23 protein-coding genes and 1 pseudogene are annotated in these 20,379 nt (G+C 68.6%); 11 read left to right on the forward strand and 13 right to left on the reverse strand.

Features of this window, described 5'->3' with window-relative positions; all coding sequences use genetic code 11:
* Nucleotides 1–5: 5 nt before the first annotated feature.
* Nucleotides 6–1,268 (reverse strand): S9 family peptidase, encoded by a 1,263-nt coding sequence (locus tag BOSE46_RS11085; protein ID WP_159540300.1) that lies wholly within the window; start codon nucleotides 1,266–1,268, stop codon nucleotides 6–8.
* A gap of 78 nt (nucleotides 1,269–1,346) precedes the next feature.
* A complete protein-coding gene (locus tag BOSE46_RS11090; RefSeq protein WP_159540301.1) occupies nucleotides 1,347–1,865 on the reverse strand; it encodes a DinB family protein in 519 nt (172 codons plus the stop codon).
* 180 nt (nucleotides 1,866–2,045) lie between these two features.
* Here BOSE46_RS11090 and BOSE46_RS11095 point away from each other — a divergent pair, with 180 nt between their 5' ends.
* The 7 genes from BOSE46_RS11095 to BOSE46_RS11125 are packed head-to-tail and all read left to right on the forward strand — an operon-like array spanning nucleotide 2,046 to nucleotide 6,434.
* Nucleotides 2,046–3,284 (forward strand): CpaF family protein, encoded by a 1,239-nt coding sequence (locus tag BOSE46_RS11095; RefSeq protein WP_236551725.1) that lies wholly within the window; start codon nucleotides 2,046–2,048, stop codon nucleotides 3,282–3,284.
* Nucleotides 3,272–4,132, forward strand: coding sequence for a type II secretion system F family protein (locus tag BOSE46_RS11100; protein ID WP_159540303.1), 861 nt, complete (start codon nucleotides 3,272–3,274; stop codon nucleotides 4,130–4,132). Before BOSE46_RS11095 ends, BOSE46_RS11100 begins: the two co-directional genes overlap by 13 nt.
* Complete coding sequence (locus tag BOSE46_RS11105; RefSeq protein ID WP_159540304.1) at nucleotides 4,129–5,043, forward strand: type II secretion system F family protein; 915 nt, start codon at nucleotides 4,129–4,131, stop codon at nucleotides 5,041–5,043. The genes BOSE46_RS11100 and BOSE46_RS11105 overlap by 4 nt, the downstream gene beginning before the upstream one ends.
* 12 nt (nucleotides 5,044–5,055) lie before the next feature.
* Nucleotides 5,056–5,217: a hypothetical protein gene (locus BOSE46_RS11110; protein ID WP_201299612.1), complete on the forward strand. Its 162-nt coding sequence runs from the start codon at nucleotides 5,056–5,058 to the stop codon at nucleotides 5,215–5,217.
* Nucleotides 5,218–5,221: 4 nt separating this feature from the next.
* On the forward strand, nucleotides 5,222–5,617 hold the full coding sequence (locus tag BOSE46_RS11115) for a TadE/TadG family type IV pilus assembly protein (protein WP_159540305.1): 396 nt from the start codon (nucleotides 5,222–5,224) through the stop codon (nucleotides 5,615–5,617).
* Nucleotides 5,614–6,039 (forward strand): hypothetical protein, encoded by a 426-nt coding sequence (locus BOSE46_RS11120; RefSeq protein WP_159540306.1) that lies wholly within the window; start codon nucleotides 5,614–5,616, stop codon nucleotides 6,037–6,039. Before BOSE46_RS11115 ends, BOSE46_RS11120 begins: the two co-directional genes overlap by 4 nt.
* Nucleotides 6,036–6,434: a pilus assembly protein TadG-related protein gene (locus tag BOSE46_RS11125; RefSeq protein ID WP_159540307.1), complete on the forward strand. Its 399-nt coding sequence runs from the start codon at nucleotides 6,036–6,038 to the stop codon at nucleotides 6,432–6,434. The genes BOSE46_RS11120 and BOSE46_RS11125 overlap by 4 nt, the downstream gene beginning before the upstream one ends.
* Here the strand turns inward: BOSE46_RS11125 and BOSE46_RS11130 are convergent.
* Nucleotides 6,431–6,820 (reverse strand): PPOX class F420-dependent oxidoreductase, encoded by a 390-nt coding sequence (locus BOSE46_RS11130; protein WP_159540308.1) that lies wholly within the window; start codon nucleotides 6,818–6,820, stop codon nucleotides 6,431–6,433. The genes BOSE46_RS11125 and BOSE46_RS11130 overlap by 4 nt on opposite strands.
* Complete coding sequence (locus tag BOSE46_RS11135) at nucleotides 6,817–7,413, reverse strand: dihydrofolate reductase family protein (protein WP_159540309.1); 597 nt, start codon at nucleotides 7,411–7,413, stop codon at nucleotides 6,817–6,819. The genes BOSE46_RS11130 and BOSE46_RS11135 overlap by 4 nt, the downstream gene beginning before the upstream one ends.
* Nucleotides 7,414–7,502: 89 nt before the next feature.
* Between BOSE46_RS11135 and BOSE46_RS11140 the strand changes: the two genes are divergently transcribed.
* Nucleotides 7,503–7,955 (forward strand): helix-turn-helix domain-containing protein, encoded by a 453-nt coding sequence (locus tag BOSE46_RS11140; RefSeq protein WP_159540310.1) that lies wholly within the window; start codon nucleotides 7,503–7,505, stop codon nucleotides 7,953–7,955.
* Between the two features lie 2 nt (nucleotides 7,956–7,957).
* Here the strand turns inward: BOSE46_RS11140 and BOSE46_RS11145 are convergent, their stop codons facing one another.
* Nucleotides 7,958–9,196 carry a carboxypeptidase regulatory-like domain-containing protein gene (locus BOSE46_RS11145; protein ID WP_159540311.1) on the reverse strand — a complete coding sequence of 413 codons (1,239 nt, stop codon included), beginning with the start codon at nucleotides 9,194–9,196 and terminating at the stop codon, nucleotides 7,958–7,960.
* A gap of 83 nt (nucleotides 9,197–9,279) precedes the next feature.
* The gene (locus BOSE46_RS11150; protein WP_159540312.1) at nucleotides 9,280–9,696 is read right to left on the reverse strand and encodes an HIT family protein; all 417 of its coding nucleotides are present in this window, start codon (nucleotides 9,694–9,696) and stop codon (nucleotides 9,280–9,282) included.
* A gap of 37 nt (nucleotides 9,697–9,733) precedes the next feature.
* On the opposite strand from BOSE46_RS11150, the gene BOSE46_RS11155 reads away from it, so the two are divergent.
* Both BOSE46_RS11155 and prfB read left to right on the forward strand, forming a co-directional pair.
* Nucleotides 9,734–9,916: a DUF5302 domain-containing protein gene (locus tag BOSE46_RS11155; RefSeq protein WP_159540313.1), complete on the forward strand. Its 183-nt coding sequence runs from the start codon at nucleotides 9,734–9,736 to the stop codon at nucleotides 9,914–9,916.
* Between the two features lie 22 nt (nucleotides 9,917–9,938).
* A complete protein-coding gene (gene prfB, locus BOSE46_RS11160) occupies nucleotides 9,939–11,045 on the forward strand; it encodes a peptide chain release factor 2 (RefSeq protein WP_159540314.1) in 1,107 nt (368 codons plus the stop codon).
* 97 nt (nucleotides 11,046–11,142) lie between these two features.
* Here prfB and BOSE46_RS11165 read toward each other — a convergent pair whose 3' ends face one another.
* The 5 genes from BOSE46_RS11165 to BOSE46_RS11185 form a co-directional block, all read right to left on the reverse strand.
* On the reverse strand, nucleotides 11,143–12,150 hold the full coding sequence (locus tag BOSE46_RS11165; protein ID WP_159540315.1) for a sugar phosphate isomerase/epimerase: 1,008 nt from the start codon (nucleotides 12,148–12,150) through the stop codon (nucleotides 11,143–11,145).
* Complete coding sequence (locus tag BOSE46_RS11170) at nucleotides 12,147–13,334, reverse strand: Gfo/Idh/MocA family protein (protein WP_159540316.1); 1,188 nt, start codon at nucleotides 13,332–13,334, stop codon at nucleotides 12,147–12,149. Before BOSE46_RS11170 ends, BOSE46_RS11165 begins: the two co-directional genes overlap by 4 nt.
* Nucleotides 13,335–13,415: 81 nt before the next feature.
* Entirely contained in the window at nucleotides 13,416–14,465 is a 1,050-nt protein-coding gene (locus tag BOSE46_RS11175; RefSeq protein WP_159540317.1) for a substrate-binding domain-containing protein, read from the reverse strand.
* A 42-nt stretch (nucleotides 14,466–14,507) separates the two neighbouring features.
* Nucleotides 14,508–15,524, reverse strand: a complete 1,017-nt coding sequence (locus tag BOSE46_RS11180) for an ABC transporter permease (protein WP_159540318.1) — start codon at nucleotides 15,522–15,524, stop codon at nucleotides 14,508–14,510.
* On the reverse strand, nucleotides 15,521–17,053 hold the full coding sequence (locus BOSE46_RS11185) for a sugar ABC transporter ATP-binding protein (RefSeq protein ID WP_201299613.1): 1,533 nt from the start codon (nucleotides 17,051–17,053) through the stop codon (nucleotides 15,521–15,523). The genes BOSE46_RS11180 and BOSE46_RS11185 overlap by 4 nt, the downstream gene beginning before the upstream one ends.
* 102 nt (nucleotides 17,054–17,155) lie before the next feature.
* On the opposite strand from BOSE46_RS11185, the gene BOSE46_RS11190 reads away from it, so the two are divergent.
* The gene (locus BOSE46_RS11190) at nucleotides 17,156–18,370 is read left to right on the forward strand and encodes an ROK family transcriptional regulator (RefSeq protein WP_236551726.1); all 1,215 of its coding nucleotides are present in this window, start codon (nucleotides 17,156–17,158) and stop codon (nucleotides 18,368–18,370) included.
* Nucleotides 18,371–18,383: 13 nt separating this feature from the next.
* On the opposite strand, the gene BOSE46_RS11195 is transcribed toward BOSE46_RS11190, so the two are convergent.
* Both BOSE46_RS11195 and BOSE46_RS21715 read right to left on the reverse strand, forming a co-directional pair.
* Nucleotides 18,384–18,593 (reverse strand): integrase core domain-containing protein (locus BOSE46_RS11195; protein WP_159542669.1); only part of this gene is annotated, 210 nt, incomplete at its 5' end.
* A gap of 1 nt (nucleotide 18,594) precedes the next feature.
* A pseudogene (locus BOSE46_RS21715) lies at nucleotides 18,595–20,367 on the reverse strand (DUF2207 domain-containing protein); the annotation flags it as partial.
* Nucleotides 20,368–20,379 lie beyond the last annotated feature (12 nt).

Consider the following 20,379-nt stretch of genomic DNA (forward strand, 5'->3'; position numbering starts at 1 on the left):
AGGTGTCAGGCGGCGTCGGACAGCTCGAGGAACCATCCGAGAGCCCGGGCGCTTCCGGCGACGTTGCTGCCGATGTGGCGTGACCCGAAGTGCTCAGGGGTGCCGAGGTCCACGACGTCGGAGCCGGCGAGTGAGGAGTGGCAGCTCGGCGTGTTGGCGGATGCGGCTTGCTCGTCGTCCTGTGCGACGTAGAGCCGCGTCGGCGCAGTGGGCGACCAGTGGCATACGGCGTCGGCCTGCTTCAGCGCGGTCAGCAGCCGACCACTCGGGTGCTCCAGGAGCTTCCGGCCGTCGTCGGTCAGGAGCTCGGCGATGCCGCCGGGCAACGTCTTCATCATGGTCTCGCCCGGCGTCGTCCCGTCGAAGACCTTCGCCATCTTGGTCGCGTACGGACGCATGAAGACGTCCTGCGGGTCGTCGAACAGGTCGAAGGTTCGATCCCACGACGTCAGCATCAGTCCCGTGTAGACGACGCTCGCCTTCGGATCCAGCTCGCCACGGACCAGCGCCGGCAGCTCCACCCCGGCGAAGTCGTACCCGCCGCTGATCGGGGCGATCGCGCCGACGGCGAAGTCAGGATCAGCACCGTCCTGCAGCGCGTGAGCGAGACCCAGTGCACTCGACGCACCCTGGCTGAAGCCGGTGATCAGTACGTCCTTGGCAAGCCGATGCTGCCGTTCAGCGACGAACGTGCGGCTGGCCCGCAGCATGTCGAGCGAGGCCGACGTCTCGGTGGCCACGTGCATCCAGGGATGAACGCCCGGCCCGCGACCCAGTCCCAGGTAGTCGGGCAGTACGGCGACGAACCCGGCGGAGGCGTACATGACGCCCGGCGACGTGTTGTAGTCGTCGCTCCATTCCGAAGCGACATCGCGCTTGAAGGTGGTGGTGCCATGCGTGTACGACACGGCCTGCAGCTCACGCCGATCAGTCTTGGGGACGACGACCAGTCCGCTGGCCCGGGTCTCCTTGGCGTCGAGGCCGACCGTCCGGTAGACGATGCGGTACGCCGTGACGCCGTACGTCACGTGGCCGGCGTCGAAGCCGGCATCGTCGAGGTACGCCGTGGCCTTCGCTGCGCTCAGGTCGGCGACCTTGGTGCTGGACACGATGGTGCCGCGGAACTCGTCGGACTTCGTCTGCGGTCCGCTCGTCTCGGAGGGGTCTGATCCGCACCCGGCGAGAGCAGCAGTGGCGGCGACGGCGGTGAGGATGCCGGCAGTGACCCGGCGCTGGGTCCGGCTGTGGCGTGCTGTGTGTGAGGGCATGCCTCAACGCTAGGGAGATCTCGTACGCAGTTCAGTGGGCCGGAATCCACACCTGCGGTGGGCCTAGGCCCCCTGTCTTCAGCGGCTCGTGACGCCGTCGATCGCCTCGCGAATGAGGTCGGCGTGGCCGTTGTGCCGGGCGTACTCCTGGATCATGTGGATGTAGAGCATGCGCAGTGACATGTCCTCGCCGTGACTGTCGAACGTCACGTCGAAGTCCAGGCCCTCGGCCGCCGCAGCCGCCTCGCGTTGCTCGTTGAGCAGCGCGGCCACGGCGCGCTCGGCGTCGGCGGGGTCGATGACCTTGAAGTCGGTGTCGTCGCGAGCCTCGAAGTTGTGCAGGTGCTCGACGTCCTGCTGCGCGAGCCGCTTGCGGAACCAGATGCGCTCGACCTTGGCCATGTGCCGCACCAGGCCGAGCAGCGTGATGCTCGTCGACGGGATCGGTCGCGAGGCGAGCTGCTCAGCGGTCAGGCCCGCGCAGATGTTCAGCAGCGTCGCCCGGTGGTGCGCGAGCATCTCCTCGAGCAGCGGCCGGTCCGGGCCGGTCATCGGGCCTTCGGGCGCAGCGGTCGGGGCGGGGACGGTCCAGGTCATACGTCCGATCGTGTCATGCGATGGCTGCGGCTCCCGCGGCAGGAACGTACACACGTGCGTGCTGCAGTGATGACTGATGGAAGTTGTCCACATCTCCTTGCGACAGGCTCTTCCCAAACTCGCTCCGCTTCGGGCACTATCGGTTGCCAAGTCACTTCTTCGGGGGAAGAGGTATCGGGAGTGGAATCGTCGACGTCGGCACTGTCGGAGCGCGTGCGCGACCTCGTGCGCCAGCGCCGCATCGACCCACGCACCGACGCCGGATCCGTACGCCAGGCAGCTCTCGACGTCATCGCTGAGCACGAGTCCCGCAGCCTGACCGGCGCCGTACGTTCGTTGGACGAGCCCGAGCTGGTCATAGGGCAGATCGTCGCCGACGTGTCAGGCTTCGGCCCCTTGCAGGCATACCTCGACGACGACTCGGTCGAGGAGATCTGGATCAACGATCCGTCGCGCGTGTTCATCGCGCGTGGCGGGCGGCACGAGCTGACGTCGCTGATCCTCACCGTTGAGCAGGTGCGTGAGCTGGTCGAGCGGATGCTGAGCTCCTCGGGTCGCCGGCTCGACATCAGCCAGCCGTTCGTCGATGCGATGCTGCCGGGCGGGCACCGGCTGCACGTCGTGCTCGACGGCATCTCGCGTGGCTTCGCCGCCGTCAACGTGCGCAAGTTCGTCGCCCGCGCCCACTCGCTGGGCGATCTGGTCACCCTCGGCACGCTCGACGAGCAGAGCGCGGCATTCCTCGACGCCAGCGTCGCTGCCGGACTCAACATCGTCGTCTCTGGCGGCACTCAGGCCGGCAAGACGACGCTTTTGAACTGCCTTGCCGCGTCGATCCCCGGGTCCCAGCGGCTCGTCTCGGTCGAGGAGGTCTTCGAGCTGCAGTGCGGCCATCCCGACTGGGTCGCCATGCAGACCCGTCAGGCCGGACTGGAGGGCACCGGCGAGATCTCCCTGCGCGTGCTCGTCAAGGAGGCGCTGCGGATGCGACCCTCGCGCATCATCGTGGGTGAGGTCAGGGCGGCAGAGTGCCTCGACCTCCTGCTGGCCCTGAATGCCGGGCTTCCCGGCATGGCGAGCATTCACGCCAACTCCGCACGGCAGGCCCTCGTCAAGATGTGCACCCTCCCGCTGCTGGCCGGCGACAACATCGGGTCACGGTTCGTCGTGCCGACCGTCGCCTCGTCCGTGGATCTCATCGTCCATACCGGCATCGACCCCGACGGCTCGCGCGCGGTGCGCGAGATCGTCGCCGTCACAGGTCGGGTCGAGAACGACCTGATCGAGTCCGAACCGGTCTTCGTACGCCGTGGCGGTCGCCTCGAGCGCGGACACGGAGTGCCACTGAGGCGCGAGGCCTACGAGCAGGTGGGCATCGACCTCGACGACGTCCTGGGAGTCGGTCGATGGGTGCCCTGATCGGACTGATGGCAGGTCTCGGCCTGCTCCTGATCGGCTGGACGTTTGCCGAGCCCAGCTGGCGGCCGGCTCCGCGCAACTCGAGGCGCGCAGGGCGCCTGGCAGACCTGCTGGCTCGAGCCGGTGTCGAGGGAGTGTCGCCCGCGCAGGTCATCGGCATGTGTGCCGCAGCGTTCGTGCTGTCTGCCGTCGTGCTGACCGGAGCGTCCGGCGTGCCCGCCATCGGCTTGATCTTCGGGCTCATGGCCGGCGTTCTGCCGATCTCGGTGCTGCGTGGGCGAGCCGTTCGCCGCGTCCGCGAGCACGCAGCGCTGTGGCCCGATGCCGTCGACAATCTGTCCTCGGCGGTGCGCGCGGGCCTCTCGCTTCCCGAAGCGTTGATGCAGCTGGGGGAGCGCGGCCCGGAGGGTCTCCGAGCGCCGTTCCGGCAGTTCGGTCGCGACTATCAGGCGACCGGTCGCTTCCATGACTCTCTCGACCTGCTCAAGGACCGGCTCGCCGATCCCGTCGGCGATCGTGTCATCGAGGCCCTTCGCATCGCGCGCGACGTCGGAGGAGGCGACCTCGGCCGCATGCTCCGCGCCCTGTCCGGGTTCCTGCGCGACGACCTCCGTACGCGCGGCGAGCTCGAGTCCCGTCAGTCGTGGACCGTCAACGGGGCCAGGCTCGCGGTCGGAGCGCCTTGGGCAGTGCTGTTGTTCATGTGCCTGCAGAAGGACGTGGTGCAGCGCTTCGCCACCACGGCCGGTCTCGTCGTGCTCGCGAGCGGTGCCGTGCTCTGTGTCGTTGCCTACCGGCTCATGCTCTGGATCGGTCGGCTGCCCACCGAGCGGCGGATCCTCGCATGACGGGCGCACTGATCGGGCTGCTCCTCTCCGCGGGGTTGCTGCTGATCGCCTCCGGCTGGGCACGCACGCGGCGACCGTCGCTTGACCAACGTCTGACCCCCTACGTGCGCGACGTGCATCCGTACGCCGTGCTGCCCGGCCGGTCCCACGGCGTGGTCGAGGCGGTGTTCGGCCCGTCGATCCGCAGGGCCAGTCAGGTCATCGGCGATCTCGTGGGCGGTTCCGCGAGCGTCTCACGGCGACTGGTCCGGTTGGGCTCGCCGATGACGCTTGAGGACTTTCGCATCCGCCAGGTGCTCTGGGGCGCCGGCGGGCTCGCCGTGGCGATCGCGCTGTCGTCGATGCTGTGGACCGAGCGCGGGACCGGTGTGCCGATCCTCCTCGTCATATGCGTCGTCGGCTTCGTCAGCGGCGTGCTGCTGTGCGACAACCAGCTGTCGAGCCGGGTGACCGCGCACGAGCAGGAGCTGCAGGCGGAGTTCCCGGTCGTCGCCGACCTGCTGGCTCTTGCCGTCGCGGCAGGCGAGAGCCCCGTCGCGGGCCTCGAACGCATCATGAAGGTGTGCCACGGTGCGCTGTCGGATGAGCTTGCGCGGGTCGTCTCCGACATCCGTACGGGGACGCCCATGGCGCAGGCCTTCGACGCTTTGGCGGCCCGCACGGGCGTCACGAGCATCGCCCGGTTCGCCGAAGGGCTCGCGATCGCCGTCGAGCGCGGCACCCCACTGGTTGACGTCCTGCACGCCCAGGCCGCCGACGTTCGCGAGGCGGGTCGGCGCGAGCTCATGGAGGCGGGCGGACGCAAGGAGGTCGCGATGATGGTTCCCGTCGTGTTCCTGATCCTCCCGGTCACCATCGTGTTCGCGTTCTTCCCCGGATACATCGGACTTCACCTGACCTCAGGTATGTAGGAAGGAACTCACATGTGGCAATTTCGTTCGCATCGCCATGACGAGCGCGGCGACGTGCCCGGCTGGGTCATGATCACGGTCATGAGTGCAGGCATCGTCGCTGTGCTGTCGGCGGTCGCCGGGCCCCAGCTGCGGCAGATGCTGACGCAGGCCCTGTCGGCGGTCGGCGGCTGAACCCATGCGGGTGCCCGGTCGCGCCGCACTCGAGCGAGGTGCGGCCGTCGTCGACTTCGTGCTGATCATGGTGCTGCTCGTGCCATTGGTGCTGGGCGTCGCGCAGGTCGCGCTCGTGCTCCACGTCCGCAACACCGCTGCTGCGGCTGCATCGGAAGGCGCCCGGGCGTCCGCGCCGCTCGGAGCGACGCCTGCCGACGGCGCCGCGCGCACCCGCAGCATGATCCGTGACGCCTTGGCCGACCGCTACGCCGACGACGTGACCGCGACGCGTACGACGATCGGCGGCGTTCCGGGCACGGAGGTCGTCGTACGCGCGCGGGTGCCTGCGCTCGGGTTGTTCGGCCCTTCCGTCCCGGTGACGGTGCGGGGCCACGCCGTCAGCGATGTCGAGCCATGAACCGCGAGGACGGCACGGCGACGATCGAGTTCGTGTGGCTCTCGATCCTGCTGCTCGTGCCCTTCGTCTACATCCTCGTCGCGGTGTTCGACACGCAGCGTGCGTCGTACGGCGTCTCGACGGCCAGCCGTTCCGCGGCACGCGCGTTCCTCCAGGCGCCCGACGTCGCGGCGGGGGAGCGGCGCGCGAGGCTCGCGGCGCAGGTTGCGTTGGACGATCAAGGCCTGCCAGCTGCCAGCGTGCGCATCACCTGCCTGCCGTCCCCGGCGGACTGCCTTCAGCCGGCCTCGTCGGTCCGGGTCGTGGTCCGTACGACGCAGGCGCTACCGCTCACCCCGAGCGCACTCGGCTCCCAGCTGGGCGGCATCACCGTCGACAGCACCCACACCGAGCCCTACGGGACGTTCCGGAGGGATCGGTGAGGCGCGACGACGGCCAGATCACCGTCATGACGATCGGGTTCTTCATGTTCCTCGGCCTGCTGGCGGTCGTCGTGATCAACTCGTCTGCGGCATTCCTGCAGCGGCAGCAGCTCGACAACGTCGCGGACGGCGCGGCGCTCGCGGCGGCGGACGGGCTGAGCCGGGCCGACTTCTACCGGCGCGGCGAGGTCAGGCTCGACGGCCGGGAGGCCCGGCGGCTGATCGGTGAGTACGTCACCGGCGGCGACATTCGTGTCGTGTCGGTCAGCACTGACGGCGACCAGGTCCACGTGCGCCTGGAGCGCACGATCAGCATGGCGATCGCTTCGCCTGGTTGGACGTCACGCTCGACGATCGTGTCCGAGGCGACGTCGCAGCTCCGGCTCGGCGACTAGTCGCCCTTGCGGCCGACCACCTGGCGTTCGGGCTCGATCAGCGCGACGACGCGCTCGGCGTCCCGGCCGTACGGCTGGCCGATGTACTTCTGCGCGATCCGGTCCACGACCTCCCAGGCCGCGTCACCCTCGAGCCACTCGACGACCCGGCCACGGATGATGACGGGGTGGAAAGGATTGTCGGCCGGCGTCATCGACAGGGCGAGCCGCGGGTCCCGCCGCAGGTTGCGAGCCTTGAGGGTGCCGGGCCCGGTGAGGATCGCGATGTGCTCGCCCTCGGTGGCGACCCAGACGGGCACCGAGTGCGGAGCACCGTCGGGGAGGATCGTCGCGAGGTGGGCGGTCGGGGTGCCGTCGACAATCTCGCGGACGGCCGCGGTGATCATCGCTGCACCTCGTAGTGCAGGTGCGTCACGCCGGGAGCCGGCACGGCCTCGATCAGGCGCAGGTTGATGTGTTCGGGCAGCTCCTGGAAGTACGGTCGTCCGGCGCCCAGCAGGATGGGGATCTGGTTGAGCACCAGCTCGTCGACCAGACCTGCCTTGAGCGTCTCAGTCACGATGCCTCCGCCCATCAGGGCAACGTCCTTGTCGCCCGCTGCTTCCTTGGCGGCGGCGACAGCGTCCTCGATGCCGCTGGTGATCAGCGTCTGCCGGTCACCCATGTCCGGCGCCGGTCGATGGCTGAGCACGAACAGGGGAGCGGTGGGGTGCGGTGCGCCGTCGTTGCCGAACTGCTCGGAGTCGTCGTACGTCTTGCGGCCCGCGAGCGACGCGCCCACGCGTGCGGCCAACGAGTCGAAGAGCGGTGCGCTGGCCGCGCTGAGCTTGAAGCCGTCGAAGACCTGGCTCGGGACGCCGCCGGTGAAGAACCAGTCGAAGAGTGCTCCGCCGTCACCGAGGCCGTGACCCGGGCGGGCGTTCCGACCCGTGACGAAGCCGTCGACCGAGACGGACATGGCACTGAGGACCTTGGTCATGATCGTGTTCCTTTCGAGTTCCCTGAAGAGACTCCACGACCGTAGCATTCAAAGTTCCCTGAGGGAACCCCGAGTGCTAGCATGATGCGATGCAACGTACGGACTTCGGCACGATGGCCTGCTCGATCGCTCGCACCCTCGACGTCATGGGGGAGCCGTGGTCGCCCTTGATCCTGCGTGACGTGTGGGTCGGGATGAACAGGTTCGAGCAGCTCCAGGCCGACCTCGGCATCTCCCGCAAGGTGCTGACCGAGCGCCTCAACCACCTGGTCGACCACGGCGTGCTCGAGCGCCGGCCGTACGACCGGCGCCCGAGGTACGAGTACCACCTGACCGAGAAGGGCACCGACCTGATCGACGTCCTGATGGTCATGGTCCGCTGGGGTGACACCTGGCTCGCGGGTGAGGCCGGCCCGCCGGTGCTCTATCGCCATCACGCGTGCGGCGAGATCAGCAGCGTCGACCTGCGCTGCACTGGTTGCGGTGAGCCGATGCATGCCGACGACGTCGACGTGGAGGCCGGCCCCGGAGCCGCTGCCTAGGCCTACTTCACGGTCACCGAGACCACCTTGGTGACCTTGGCGGTCGAGGACGTGCCGGAGAAGGCGATCTTGACCTCCCGCTTGCCCTTCGGCAGTCCCGTCAGCTTGACGGTGGCCTTGCCCTTGGCGAGCTGGACGGTCTTGGTGACCGATCCCGAGCTCACCGTGACCGAGCCGCCCGACGCGGTGCCGGACGTCTTGCGGATCACCTGGACCGCGGCCGTGGCAGTGCCCGTGCCGGGCGTGACCGCCGCCGTGAGGGAGGCCTTGGACTTGAGCTTGATCTGCACCCCCAGGGCGTCCGTCCCGCTGATGTCCAGGACGGCGACGGCGTCAGCCGACGCCCACGGGGACGGCGCAGCGACGTCGAGCTGGTACGTGCCGTCGGTCAGCGGACCGATCTTGAACGATCCGCTCGAGGACGAGGTGCCGGAGAGGTCCGGCTTGCCTGCGACCTGCACGTAGGCGCCCTTGATGGGCTGGCCCGAGGTGTCGGTGACCGTGCCCACGATGCGGTGGCCCTTGTTGGTCAGGACCTGTGGGTTCGTGGCGACCGTCTGGCCGGCGTTGACGAGCACCGCGGTGCTGTTGTCGCAGTCGTCCGACGGCGGAGCGTTGTCGTAGCACTGCGGGTAGTACGTCTTGCCCGCATCCGTGAACTTGAGGTGGTAGGTGCCGGCGGGCAGTCCCTGCAGGGCGAACGACCCGTTCGCAGCCACCGGGACGACCTCGTCGTAGGCCAGCGGCAGGTCACGGTTCGGGTCGATCGGCACCTGTGGGCCGAGGACGTTGACGCGCAGCAGCTGCGTCGTCGATCCGTCGCCGCGCGTGACCGAGCCGGTGATGGTCGCCGCCTTCTTGACCACGGCGTTGCGGGTGACGGTCTTGCCCGCACGACCCATGAACGTACGAGAAGTTGCGACGATTCGGTGCTGCGAATCCTTGATGAGGATCGTGTGGCCGACGTACTCGCCCGGGCTGTAGAGGCCGTTGACGTTGATCGTGAACGAGTAGGCGCCGTTGCTGTCTGTCGTGTCGACCGCGAGCCGGGAGCCCTCGTAACCGTCGTCGCCGGTCCAGTACAGCTCGATCGTCGCGCCCTTGAGCGGCTGGCCGCCAAGAGTGATGACGCCCTTCACGTTGCCGGTCGTGGTCGCGGCCGTGCTGGGCGCGACCAACCCCAGTGTCAGTAGTGCGACGAGCATCGCCAGCAGGGCTGACGTACGGACCAGGTGCTTCATGGATTCCCCCTGAGAGTGTGAGTGTCTTCTCTGGTGATGCATGAGCACGCGGTTTGGTTGTCCTCGGTCGGCACCTTTCTGAGTCAGGCCTCGAGGGCCGCGCGGAGCTTTGCGGCGTACTCCTCGGCCTCGCCGTCGGCGTACTTCGTGCGCGGCCAGAAGAATCCACGGAGCCCGTCGCCCTTCGTACGCGGGACGACGTGCACGTGCAGGTGCGCGACGCTCTGCGAGACGACGTTGTTCATCGCGACGAACGTGCCCTGTGCGCCGAGCCCCGACGTGATGGCATCCGCGACGCGCTGCGCGCTGCTGAACAGCGGCACGATCAACGACTCGGGCAGGTCCGACAGCGTCACGACGTGCTCACGCGGCACCAGCAGCGTGTGCCCCTTGAACACCGGGCGTACGTCGAGGAAGCCCACGACGTCGTCGGTCTCCAGCACGATCGTCGCCGGCGTCGTGCCGGCGATGATGCCGCAGAACAGGCACTCAGAAGTCATGGTTCGATCCCACCACATGTAGGCATAGGGTGGAGCCATGGCTGAATCAGAAGGCACCGACAACAAGTCCGACATGAAGGCCAAGTTCCGCGAGGCGCTGGAGAAGAAGAAGGGCAAGCACCACGCGACCGCCGAGGGTGCAGAGCACGACGGCAGCGAGAAGTCGCACGGCGCCAACGGCCCGACGCAGGCACCGGAGTTCCGACGCAAGAGCATCTGACCTCTCCCTGTAACCTCGTCGGGTGGCGACACCTGATTTTGCAGAGCAGACCAAGGCCCTCGACTCGACCCTGACGTCGATCGAGAAGGTCCTCGATCTCGACTCGATTCGCGCGGAGATCGCGACCCTCCAGGAGGAGGTCGGCGATCCCGGGCTGTGGGACGACCAGGCCAACGCGCAGCGCGTCACCAGCCGGCTCTCCGCCCTGCAGGCCGAGGTCGAGCGGGTCACCGGACTGCGCGGACGGCTCGACGACCTCGAGATCATGCACGAGATGGCACTCGAGGAAGACGATGCTGACGCGACCGCCGAGGCCGACCGTGAGCTCGTACGCATCCAGAAGGCCATCGACTCGCTCGAGATCCGCACGCTGCTGTCCGGTGAGTACGACGAGCGCGACGCCCTGGTCTCGATCCGCTCGGGCGCCGGCGGTGTGGACGCGGCCGACTTCGCCCTGATGCTGCAGCGCATGTACATCCGCTGGGCCGAGCGCCACGGCTACAGCGTCGAGGTCTACGACACGTCGTACGCCGAAGAGGCGGGCATCAAGTCGACGACATTCGCGGTCAAGGCGCCCTACGCGTACGGCACGCTGTCAGTCGAGGCCGGCACGCACCGCCTCGTCCGCATCTCGCCGTTCGACAACCAGGGCCGGCGCCAGACGTCGTTCGCCGCCGTCGAGGTCGTGCCCGTGCTGGAGGAGACCGACGAGATCGACATCCCCGAGGAGGACATCCGCGTCGACGTGTTCCGCTCGTCGGGGCCCGGCGGCCAGAGCGTCAACACGACCGACTCGGCCGTACGCCTGACGCACATCCCGACCGGCACCGTCGTCAGCTGCCAGAACGAGAAGAGCCAGCTGCAGAACAAGGCCAGCGCGATGGTGATCCTCAAGGCCAAGCTGCTGGCGCTCAAGAAGGCCGAGGAGCGGGCTCAGCTCGACGAGCTGCGCGGCGACGTGCAGGCGTCGTGGGGCGACCAGATGCGCAACTACGTCCTCAACCCCTACCAGATGGTCAAGGACCTGCGCACCGAGTTCGAGACCGGCAACACGCAGGCCGTGCTCGACGGCGAGATCGACGACTTCATCGAGGCGGGAATTCGCTGGCGCAGGGGCCAGGCCGCTTAGTCCGGCCAAGACCACCGCAAGCCGCCCCTCGGAGCGGTGACTTAGGGCCCACTCTGAGGTCCAGGCTGGGCCCTAAGTCACCGCTCCCGACAGTGGGTCAGTCGCCGGAGCTGAAGGCGGCGTCGAAGGCGGCCGTCGGGGCGTCGAACAGGTTGGCCTTGACGAATGCCAGCGCCTCGGGCGCACCGAGGAGGCGATCCATGCCGGCGTCCTCCCACTCGACCGAGATGGGCCCGTCGTAGCCGATCGTGTTGAGCATCCGGAAGCACGCCTCCCACGGCACGTCGCCGCGGCCCGTCGACACGAAGTCCCAGCCACGCCGCGGGTCGGCCCACGGCAGGTGCGAGCCCAGACGTCCGTTGCGGCCGTTGCCGACCTGCTTCTTGGCGTCCTTGCAGTCGACATGGTAGATCCGGTCCTTGAAGTCCCAGAGGAAGCCGAGCGGGTCGAGGTCCTGCCACACGAAGTGCGACGGGTCCCAGTTGAGCCCGAACGCCTCGCGATGCCCGATCGCCTCCAGCGCGGCGTGCGTCGTCCAGTAGTCGTACGCGATCTCGCTGGGGTGCACCTCGTGCGCGAAGCGCACGCCCTCCTCGTCGAACACGTCGAGGATGGGGTTCCAGCGGTCGGCGAAGTCCCGATAGCCGGCCGCGACCATCTCCTCGGAGGCCGGCGGGAACATCGCGACGTACTTCCAGATCGCGGAGCCGGTGAAGCCGATGACGGTGTCGACGCCGAGCAGATTGGCCGCGCGGGCGGTGTTCTTGAGCTCCTCGGCGGCGCGCTGGCGTACGCCTTCGGGATCGCCGTCACCCCAGATGCGCGGCGACAGGATGCCCTGGTGGCGGGCGTCGATCGGGTCGTCGCACACGGCCTGGCCGGTCAGGTGGTTGGAGATCGCGTAGACCTTGAGGCCGTGCTTCTCCAGGATGTCGTGGCGGGTCTGGATGTAGCCGGGGTCCTCGACGGCGGCCCAGGGATCGAAGTGGTCGCCCCAGCAGGCGATCTCCAGTCCGTCATAGCCCCACTCTCCGGCGAGCCGCGCCACCTCCTCGAACGGCAGGTCGGCCCACTGGCCGGTGAACAGCGTGATCGGACGAGTCATGCGGAAGCTCCTGTCGTGTGGGTCGTGCCGTCAGCGGCGCTCGCCTCGACCGCCGCGAGCACGCGCTGCACCGCGAGGCCGTCGGCGAACGAGGGAGCCGGGTCGGCGCCCTTGGCGATGTCGGTGACCAGGTCGACGACCTGGTGGGTGAAGCCGTGCTCATAGCCGAGACCGTGACCGGGCGGCCACCACGCGGCGACGTACGGATGGGTGGCCTCGGTGACGATGATGCGGCGGAAGCCTGCGATCGAGGGATCCTCGGTCGCGTCGAAGAACTCGAGGACGTTCATGTCCTCGAAGTCGAACGCGATCGAGCCCAGCGTGCCGTTGACCTCGAGCCGCAGCGCGTTCTTGCGGCCGGTCGCGAACCGGGTCGCCTCGAAGACGCCGATGGCGCCGTCGGCGAAGCGAGCGGTGAAGGCGGCCGCATCGTCGACGGTCACCGGCCCGCGCTCGGCGTCGGCGGAGGAGGTGCCACCGAGCGTCGCGCTCTCGCCCGCGATCGGGCGGGTCTTGACGAATGTCTCCATCAGTCCGCTCACCGAGGCGATCGACGAGCCGGTGACGAACTGCGCCATGTCGATGACGTGGGCTCCGATGTCCCCGAGTGCGCCGGAACCCGCCAGCGACTTGTCCAGCCGCCAGCTCAGTGGTGCGTTCTCGTCGGTCAGCCAGTCTTGGAGGTACTGCCCGCGGACGTGCCGGATCGTGCCGAGCCGTCCCGATGCGACGAGCTGGCGGGCGAACGAGACGGCGGGCGTACGCCGGTAGGTGAAGCCGACCATCGCGCGTACGCCGTGCTTGGCGGCCTCGCTGGCAGCGGCCGCCATGGCCTCGGCCTCGGCGACGGTGTTGGCGAGGGGCTTCTCGCAAAGGACGTGCTTGCCGGCCTCGAGTGCCGCGATCGCGATCTCGGCGTGCGTGTTGCCGGGCGTGCAGATGTCGATGACGTCGATGTCGTCGCGGGTCAGGAGGGCACGCCAGTCGGTCTCGACGGACTCCCAGCCGAACCGGCGGGCGACGTCACCGGCGGCATCCTCGTTGCGTCCGCAGATCGCCTTCAGCCGCGGGTGGAGCGGCAGGTCGAAGAATGCGGGGGCCGTGCGCCAGGCCTGGGAGTGGGCGGCGCCCATGAAGGCGTAGCCGACCATGCCGATCCCGAGGTCGGAATGAGTGTCGGTCATGTCCCTGCTCTCGTGTGTGGTGGTCTCGGTGAAAAGGATGGCGGAGGGGGTCCGCGGTGGAGGCCGCGGACCCCCGACCGATCAGGACTCGAAGGCCGACTTGATGTACGTGTCGACGTTGTCCTTGGTCACCACGGGTGCGGACAGCTTGAGCTGACGCGGCACCTCGATCTCCGAGAGATCCGACATCGACTTGCCCTGGACCAGCAGGCGGGCGAGCTTGATGCCGTCGGCGGCCTGGGTCGACGGGTAGATGACCGTCGCCTTGAGCACCGTGTTGTCGGCCTTGATGTCGCGCATGACGTTGGCCGAGCCGGCGCCGCCGATCATCGTGAACTCGTCGCGGTTGGCGTTCTTGATCGCTGCGAGCACGCCGACACCCTGGTCGTCATCGTGGTTCCACAGGTAGTCGATCTTCGGAGCGGCCTGCAGGAGGTTCGACGCAGCCTTCTCGCCGGACTCGACGGTGAACTCGGCAGCGACGCGGTTGTTGACTTTGAGGCCGCACTTCTTGAGCGCGTCCGCGAAGCCCTGCGACCGGTCCTGCGTCAGGGGCAGCGAGTCGATGCCGGCGATCTCGGCGACGACCTTGCCCTTGGCGCCCTTGGCGTCGTCACAGACGAACGTACCGGCGGAGACGCCCATGCCGTAGTTGTCACCCAGCACCGTGGTGCGGGCGGCGAACGGCGAGTCGAACTCGCGGTCGACGTTGATGACGACGATGCCGGCGTCCATGGCCTTGCGGGCCACCGACGTCATCGCAGCGCCGTCGAACGGCAGCAGGACGATCGCATCGACCTTGTCGTTGATGAACGTCTCCACCTGCGAGATCTGCAGGTTGACGTCGTTGGTGCCCTCGGCGACCTTGAGCGTGATGTCGTCGTACTGCTTGGCCTGGGCGACGGCTGCCTTGGTGATGGCACCCATCCAGCCGTGATCGGCGGCCGGGGCCGAGAAGCCGATGACGACCTTCTTGCCGGCCTTGTCGTTGTCGGTGTTGCTCTTGCTGACGTTGGAGTCGGAGTCGCCTCCGTCGGAGCTGTTGCCGCAGGCGCCCAGGACGAGCGTGGCAGCGGCAAAGGCACCGACGATCGCGAGACCGCGACGGCGACGATGGAGGAACGTGGACATGTGGAACTCCTGTTGTGGTGGGGGCGGACGGGCTTGGAGAAGTCAGGTCTTGCGGTCGGCGATGCGCTGCTGGAGGAGCACGGCGATCACGATGATCACGCCGTTGGCGACGGCCTGGGTCGACGTCGACAGGTTGTTGAGCGTGAAGACGTTGGTGAGGGTCGTGAAGATCAGGACACCGAGCAGCGTGCCGATCACCGTGCCGCGCCCGCCGCTGAGCAGCGTCCCGCCGATCACGACGGCCGCGATGGCCTGGAGCTCGAGACCCGTGCCGTGGGTGGAGGATCCCGTCGTGGTGCGCGACATCAGCATCACCGCGGCGATGCCGCACGTCAGGCCCAGCAGGGCGTACAGGTAGACCGTGTGGCGCTGCACCTTGATGCCGGCGAGCCGGGCGGCCTCGGGGTTGCCGCCGACGGCGAACGTCCGGCGGCCGAACGTCGTGCGGTTGAGCAGGAACCAGCCGGCGACGGTGACTGCCGCGAAGATGATGACAATGAAGGGAATGCCCAGCGGCTCGCTGCCGAAGAAGTCGGTGAAGCCCTGGTTGCGGATGATCTGGGTCTTGCGGTCGGCGATGACCTCGGCAAGACCGCGGGCCGACGCCAGCATGGCGAGGGTCGCGATGAAGGGCACGACCTTGCCGTAGGCGATCAGGATGCCGTTGATCAGGCCGGCACAGGTGCCGACCAGCAGGGCGCTGAACACCATCGCGATCCAGCCGATGCTGTCGGCCATGTCCTGCGTGCCGGTCGTCGTGGCCCACACCGAGGCGAGGGCGAGGATCGCGCCGACGGACAGGTCGATGCCACCGCCGGTGATCACGAACGTCATGCCGATCGACACGACGCCGACCACCGCGGCGAGTCGCAGGATCGTCAGCAGGTTGTCCGTGCTGGCGAAGCGGTCGCCCGCCGTGATGATGCCGACGACGCACAGGATGACCAGGGCGATGATCAGGCCGAGGTTGCGGGCGATGCTCAGGTTGCCGCCGCGGTCTCCGCGACCGGTGGGTGCGGGCACCGTCAGCGATGGGTCGTTCTGGAGGGAGGCGCTCACGCGATGTCTTCTTCCTGGATCGGGGTCGATTCGTGCTCGGCAAGGATCCGGTCGAGGACGCCGGAGGGGTCGATCGCGTCGCTCGGGCCGTCGTGGACGACATGGCCGTCGGCGACGACCAGGACCCGGTCGGAGAGGCCCAGCACCTCTTCGATGTCGCTCGACACGATCACCAGCGCGACACCGGAGTCGGCCAGGTCGCGGATGAGCGAGTAGATCTCGGCACGGGCGCCGACGTCGACGCCACGCGTCGGCTCGTCGAGCAGCAGCACCTTGCACGACCGCAGCAGCCAACGGGCAAGCACGACCTTTTGCTGGTTGCCGCCCGAGAGCGTGCGGATGATGCGGTTGGGATCGTCGGGGCGTACGTCGACGGAGCGGGCGGCCGCGTGGGCAGCCTTGCGCTCGGCGCCCTCGCGGGAGATGCCGTACTGCGCGAAGCGGTCGAGGCTCGCGAGGGAGATGTTGCGGTAGACCGCGTCGTCGAGGACCAGGCCCTGGGACTTGCGCTCCTCGGGACAGAGCCCCAGACCTGCCGCGACCGCGCTCGACACCGACCCGTTGCGCAACGTACGGCCGTCGACGCTGACCGAGCCGTGGCCTGCCCGGCGGGCGCCGTAGACCGTCTCGATGATCTCGCTGCGACCCGCGCCGACGAGTCCGGCGATCCCGAGGATCTCACCGGCCCGCACCGCGAAGGACACGTCGGAGAACTCGCCGTCGCGGCTGATGCCGTCCACGTCGAGCAGGGGAGGGCCGTCGGGCAGCTCGGTCGTACGTCGCGGGAACACCGACGACACGGTGCGCCCGGTCATCAGCGTGATGAGCTCGGAGGTCGGGGTGTCACGGGCCGGCAGGTCGGTGGCAACCGTGCGGCCGTCCTTGAGCACCGTGAGCCGGTCGCCGATGCGACGGATCTCCTCGAGGCGGTGCGAGATGTAGATGATGGCCGCGCCGGACGTACGCAGGTCCTCGACGACGCGGAACAGGCCGTCGACCTCGTCGGGGTCGAGTACGGCTGACGGCTCGTCCATCACGATGACCTGCGCGTTGCGGGACAGCGCCCGGGCCATCGAGACGATCTGCTTGCCCGCGGCCGAGAGGCTGCCGACCTCGCGGGTCGGCCGGATCTCGGGATGTCCGAGGCGGCGGAGGAGCTCTCGCGCGGAGCGGTTCATGTCGCGGTCGCGGGTGACGCCGGCCTTGGCGTTCTCGTGCCCGAGGTAGATGTTGTCGGCGACGCTCAGGCCGTCGATGAGGTCGAGCTCCTGGTAGATCGTCGCGATCCCGGTCGCCAGCGCCGCCTGCGGATCCGCGAACGTGACGGGCTCGCCGTCCCAGAGAATCGTCCCCTCGTCGACGGGATGCGCTCCGGACAAGATCTTGATCAGCGTCGACTTGCCGGCGCCGTTCTGGCCGAGGAGGCAGTGCACCTCGCCGGCGCGGACGACGAGGTCGACGCCATCGAGCGCACGGACACCGGGGAACTCCTTGACGATGCCGCGCATCTCGAGCAGGGGCTGTGGCATGCCGTGATGCTAGTCACACGTTTTGTCGTCCGTCAAGCAAAAGTCTGCATCCGGTCGACATACTTGCTTCACAACCGTCATGAAAGGGGGCATGGTTTACTCATGGCCATGACTGTGCCCGCCGAGCTGCCGCCGACCCTGGCGGGCACGGGAGACCTGTTCCAGCTGCTGCGCGACGGCACCCCCCGTACGCGGGCCGAGCTCGCCCAGCTGTCGTCGCTGGCGCGATCGACCGTGACCGCCCGGGTCGACGTGCTGCTCGCCTCCGGCCTGCTCGGTCCCGTGGGCGAGGCCGCCTCGACCGGTGGCCGGCCGCCGACGCGCTTCGCGCTCAACCGCGACAACCGCGTCGTGCTCGCCATCGACCTCGGCGCGTCGCACGCCAGCGTCGCCGTCACCGACCTGTTGGGCCGGGTTCTCGGCGAGAAGACCGTGGACAGCGACATCGCGGACGGCCCCGAGAAGGTGCTGGACCGGGTCAGCGCGATCGGTGTCGAGCTGCTCGGCACGATCAAGCGTCCCGTCGGCGATGTCGCCGGCGTCGGGATCGGGGTCCCCGGCCCGGTCGAGCACGCCACCGGGCGGCCCGCGAACCCGCCGATCATGCCCGGCTGGCACGACTTCGACATCCCGGCCCACCTCGGCAAGACGTTCGCCGGCCCGATCCTCGTCGACAACGACGTCAACCTCATGGCGCTGGGGGAGTACGTCACGTCGTGGCAGAGTGCGCCCCACCTGCTGCTGGTCAAGGTCGCGACCGGCATCGGCGCCGGCATCGTGTCGGACGGCCGCCTCATGCGCGGCGCGCTCGGCTCGGCCGGGGACCTCGGCCACGTCCAGGTCGCCGGCGCCCGTGAGGACGTCGTCTGCAGGTGCGGCAACACGGGTTGTCTCGAGGCTGTCGCGGCGGGGCCGGCCATCGCCGCCCGGCTGCGCGAACGCGGCCTCGAGGTTGAGAGCTCGCAGGACATCGTGGATGCCGTCGTCGCCGGCGAGATCGTCGCGCTCCAGGCCGTACGCGCCGCGGGTCGTGACCTCGGCACCGTGCTGGCCACGTGCGTCAACCTGCTCAACCCGTCGGTCATCGTGATCGGCGGCAAGCTCTCGGAGGCCGGCGAGTACCTCCTGGCCGGCGTACGCGAAGTGGTCTACCAGCGATCGCTGCCACTGGCGACGCACAACCTGCGCATCGTCAGCGCCTCGGCGACCAGCAGGGGCGCTGTCCTCGGCGCGAGCGCGATGGTGCTCGACGCGGTGCTGGCCCCGCGTGCCGTCGACGACTACGTCGCGAGACACGCTGCAGCGCAAACGGCCTAGGTGTACTCGGCCATCAGGTTGGTAGCAGTCGGCTGATGGGTGGGAGTCCTCCGAGTGCGCTGTGGCGTCGCCGAGTGTTGTAGTTCTCGAGCCAGGGCGCAAGGGCTTCGGCTCGCTGGTCGTTGCTGGTGAAGACTTGGCGGTATGCCCATTCGGTTTGCAGGGTGCGGTTGAGGCGTTCGACCTTGCCGTTCTGCCAGGGGCAGTGTGGTCGGATGAACACNACCGCCGCCTCCGCCGCCACCTGAGGACGACGAGGACTGCGTGGCTGAGTAGGCGCTGATCGAGGAGGCCAGCGAGGATTCAAATCCGGAGAAGGCGTCGTTGCTGCCGAAGAAGCTGTGACCCGTGCTGGTGGTGGTCCCGCCGCCGTACCAGGTCGGTACGGGCGGTTCAGACCCCGTCGCGAGCTGGTACTTGCGGGCCCAGCGGTCGGCGCAGTCGAACGCCACGGCGTACGGGATGAAGGCGGTGTAGAGATCCTTCTTGCCGCTGAAGTCGAAGCGGTCCTGTGCGGAGTCGGTCGACAGCAGACGTTTGAAGCCGCCGGCGCGGGACCAGAGGTCGCGCCCCAGGGTGGTACGTCGCCGGCCGACGCCGGAGCTCATCAGGCCGATGCCACCGATGACGAATCCCGCGATGGGCAACAGATACATGGAGACGGCGGGATGTAGGAAGATGCCGATGGCGAGCAGAGCGATGGCCGCCACGAACACGGCGATCCGCGACAGCATCTCCGAACCAGCCGGCTTCTGCGCACCGACGCCCGAGGCCCAGGCATTCGTCTGGGCTGGCAAGGCGTTGCGGACCGACTGCAGCTTCTGGCCCGACGTGACCGAGTCGGGGCTCGACTTGAAGTGCGCGCCAGGCTGCGTGACCCCGAGGGACTCGCCGACGAACCGCGTGACGTCGTCGGTCTTGGCCCACGCGGCCGCGTCGCCGACGCCCGTGATGGTCCACGACTTGCCGCCGTTGTCGACGAGCGTGGTGAGGCCCTGCTCCGCCTGGTAGAGCAAGGTCGACACGAGCCCACGGCTGGGGACGGTCTCGGTCGTGACGTATGCCGTCTGGACCGGTCCCAGCCCCGGTGGCGGCTCGTACATGACCGGCGTGCCGGGCTCCTTCTCACGCGAGCGGCGATCGAGGTAGTAGCCGACGGCCATCAGGCCCAGCGTGATCGCCAGGACGATGCCGAGCTTGCTGGTGCTCGTGCCCAGCGCGCGGTCGGCGGCGACCGGCCATGGCACCGTAACGCGGTCCGGCGGCTCGACGGGCAGCCCGATGCGCACCGTCACGGGCGTCCGGGGCGACAGGTGACCCGTCGTGATGGTGACCTTGTCCGTGCCGGCGCCGCTGATGTCACAGGTCCCGGAGCCGTCGAAGCTCGAGGTGCACTGCACCTTGCCCGACTTGGCCGGCAGGGTGATGTTGACCGTGGACTTGTCGATGTCCATCTGCCAGCCCTGCGCGACGACGTTCCAGTAGAACACCGACTGGGCCGGCTGCTTGTCGGTCCAGCTCGACGAGGCGAACGTGCCGGGACCGGCCGTGCTGGGCGCGAGTGCGCCGTCGATCCGGTAGGTGATCGTGTAGACGTGCGTGCCCGAGGAGACGTACGAGTCCGGGTCGCCGATCTTGGCCACGCGGAAGTGGCGGCCCTGCCGCCACTGCAGGTCGTACGGCACGCTTTTGCCGTCGAGTCCGACCGTGATGCTCTTGGGGACCAGGCGCACGTTCTTGTCGGACGGATCGGTGACGTCCCAGAACCGGAAGATCCCGTGCCGACCGGCAGGGAACTCGGTGGTGATCCGCTCCTGGGCCACCAGGTCGCCGTCGGCCGTCACGACATAGTTGGCGGTGTAGTCCGAGATGCGTACGGGATCGGGACCCGAGTCGGTCGGCGCGATCGTCACGAGCGCGAACAACGCGGGGAGGAACAACACCCCGGCGGTGACGATGAGCGCCAGAGCTCGCAGGACGATCCGCATGGCTTGCATCCTAGGGGCGGA

Origin of the sequence: Aeromicrobium sp. 9AM, assembly GCF_902506105.1 — a bacterium.
Taxonomy (GTDB): Bacteria; Actinomycetota; Actinomycetes; order Propionibacteriales; family Nocardioidaceae; genus Aeromicrobium.

Coding starts and splice junctions, on each gene's coding strand:
- BOSE46_RS11085 (WP_159540300.1), bottom strand. CDS start 1,268: ATGCCCTCACACACAGCACGCCACAGCCGGACCCAGCGCCGGGTCACT.
- BOSE46_RS11090 (WP_159540301.1), bottom strand. CDS start 1,865: ATGACCTGGACCGTCCCCGCCCCGACCGCTGCGCCCGAAGGCCCGATG.
- BOSE46_RS11100 (WP_159540303.1), top strand. CDS start 3,272: ATGGGTGCCCTGATCGGACTGATGGCAGGTCTCGGCCTGCTCCTGATC.
- BOSE46_RS11105 (WP_159540304.1), top strand. CDS start 4,129: ATGACGGGCGCACTGATCGGGCTGCTCCTCTCCGCGGGGTTGCTGCTG.
- BOSE46_RS11110 (WP_201299612.1), top strand. CDS start 5,056: ATGTGGCAATTTCGTTCGCATCGCCATGACGAGCGCGGCGACGTGCCC.
- BOSE46_RS11115 (WP_159540305.1), top strand. CDS start 5,222: ATGCGGGTGCCCGGTCGCGCCGCACTCGAGCGAGGTGCGGCCGTCGTC.
- BOSE46_RS11120 (WP_159540306.1), top strand. CDS start 5,614: ATGAACCGCGAGGACGGCACGGCGACGATCGAGTTCGTGTGGCTCTCG.
- BOSE46_RS11130 (WP_159540308.1), bottom strand. CDS start 6,820: ATGATCACCGCGGCCGTCCGCGAGATTGTCGACGGCACCCCGACCGCC.
- BOSE46_RS11135 (WP_159540309.1), bottom strand. CDS start 7,413: ATGACCAAGGTCCTCAGTGCCATGTCCGTCTCGGTCGACGGCTTCGTC.
- BOSE46_RS11140 (WP_159540310.1), top strand. CDS start 7,503: ATGCAACGTACGGACTTCGGCACGATGGCCTGCTCGATCGCTCGCACC.
- BOSE46_RS11145 (WP_159540311.1), bottom strand. CDS start 9,196: ATGAAGCACCTGGTCCGTACGTCAGCCCTGCTGGCGATGCTCGTCGCA.
- BOSE46_RS11150 (WP_159540312.1), bottom strand. CDS start 9,696: ATGACTTCTGAGTGCCTGTTCTGCGGCATCATCGCCGGCACGACGCCG.
- BOSE46_RS11155 (WP_159540313.1), top strand. CDS start 9,734: ATGGCTGAATCAGAAGGCACCGACAACAAGTCCGACATGAAGGCCAAG.
- BOSE46_RS11165 (WP_159540315.1), bottom strand. CDS start 12,150: ATGACTCGTCCGATCACGCTGTTCACCGGCCAGTGGGCCGACCTGCCG.
- BOSE46_RS11170 (WP_159540316.1), bottom strand. CDS start 13,334: ATGACCGACACTCATTCCGACCTCGGGATCGGCATGGTCGGCTACGCC.
- BOSE46_RS11175 (WP_159540317.1), bottom strand. CDS start 14,465: ATGTCCACGTTCCTCCATCGTCGCCGTCGCGGTCTCGCGATCGTCGGT.
- BOSE46_RS11185 (WP_201299613.1), bottom strand. CDS start 17,053: ATGCCACAGCCCCTGCTCGAGATGCGCGGCATCGTCAAGGAGTTCCCC.
- BOSE46_RS11190 (WP_236551726.1), top strand. CDS start 17,156: ATGGCCATGACTGTGCCCGCCGAGCTGCCGCCGACCCTGGCGGGCACG.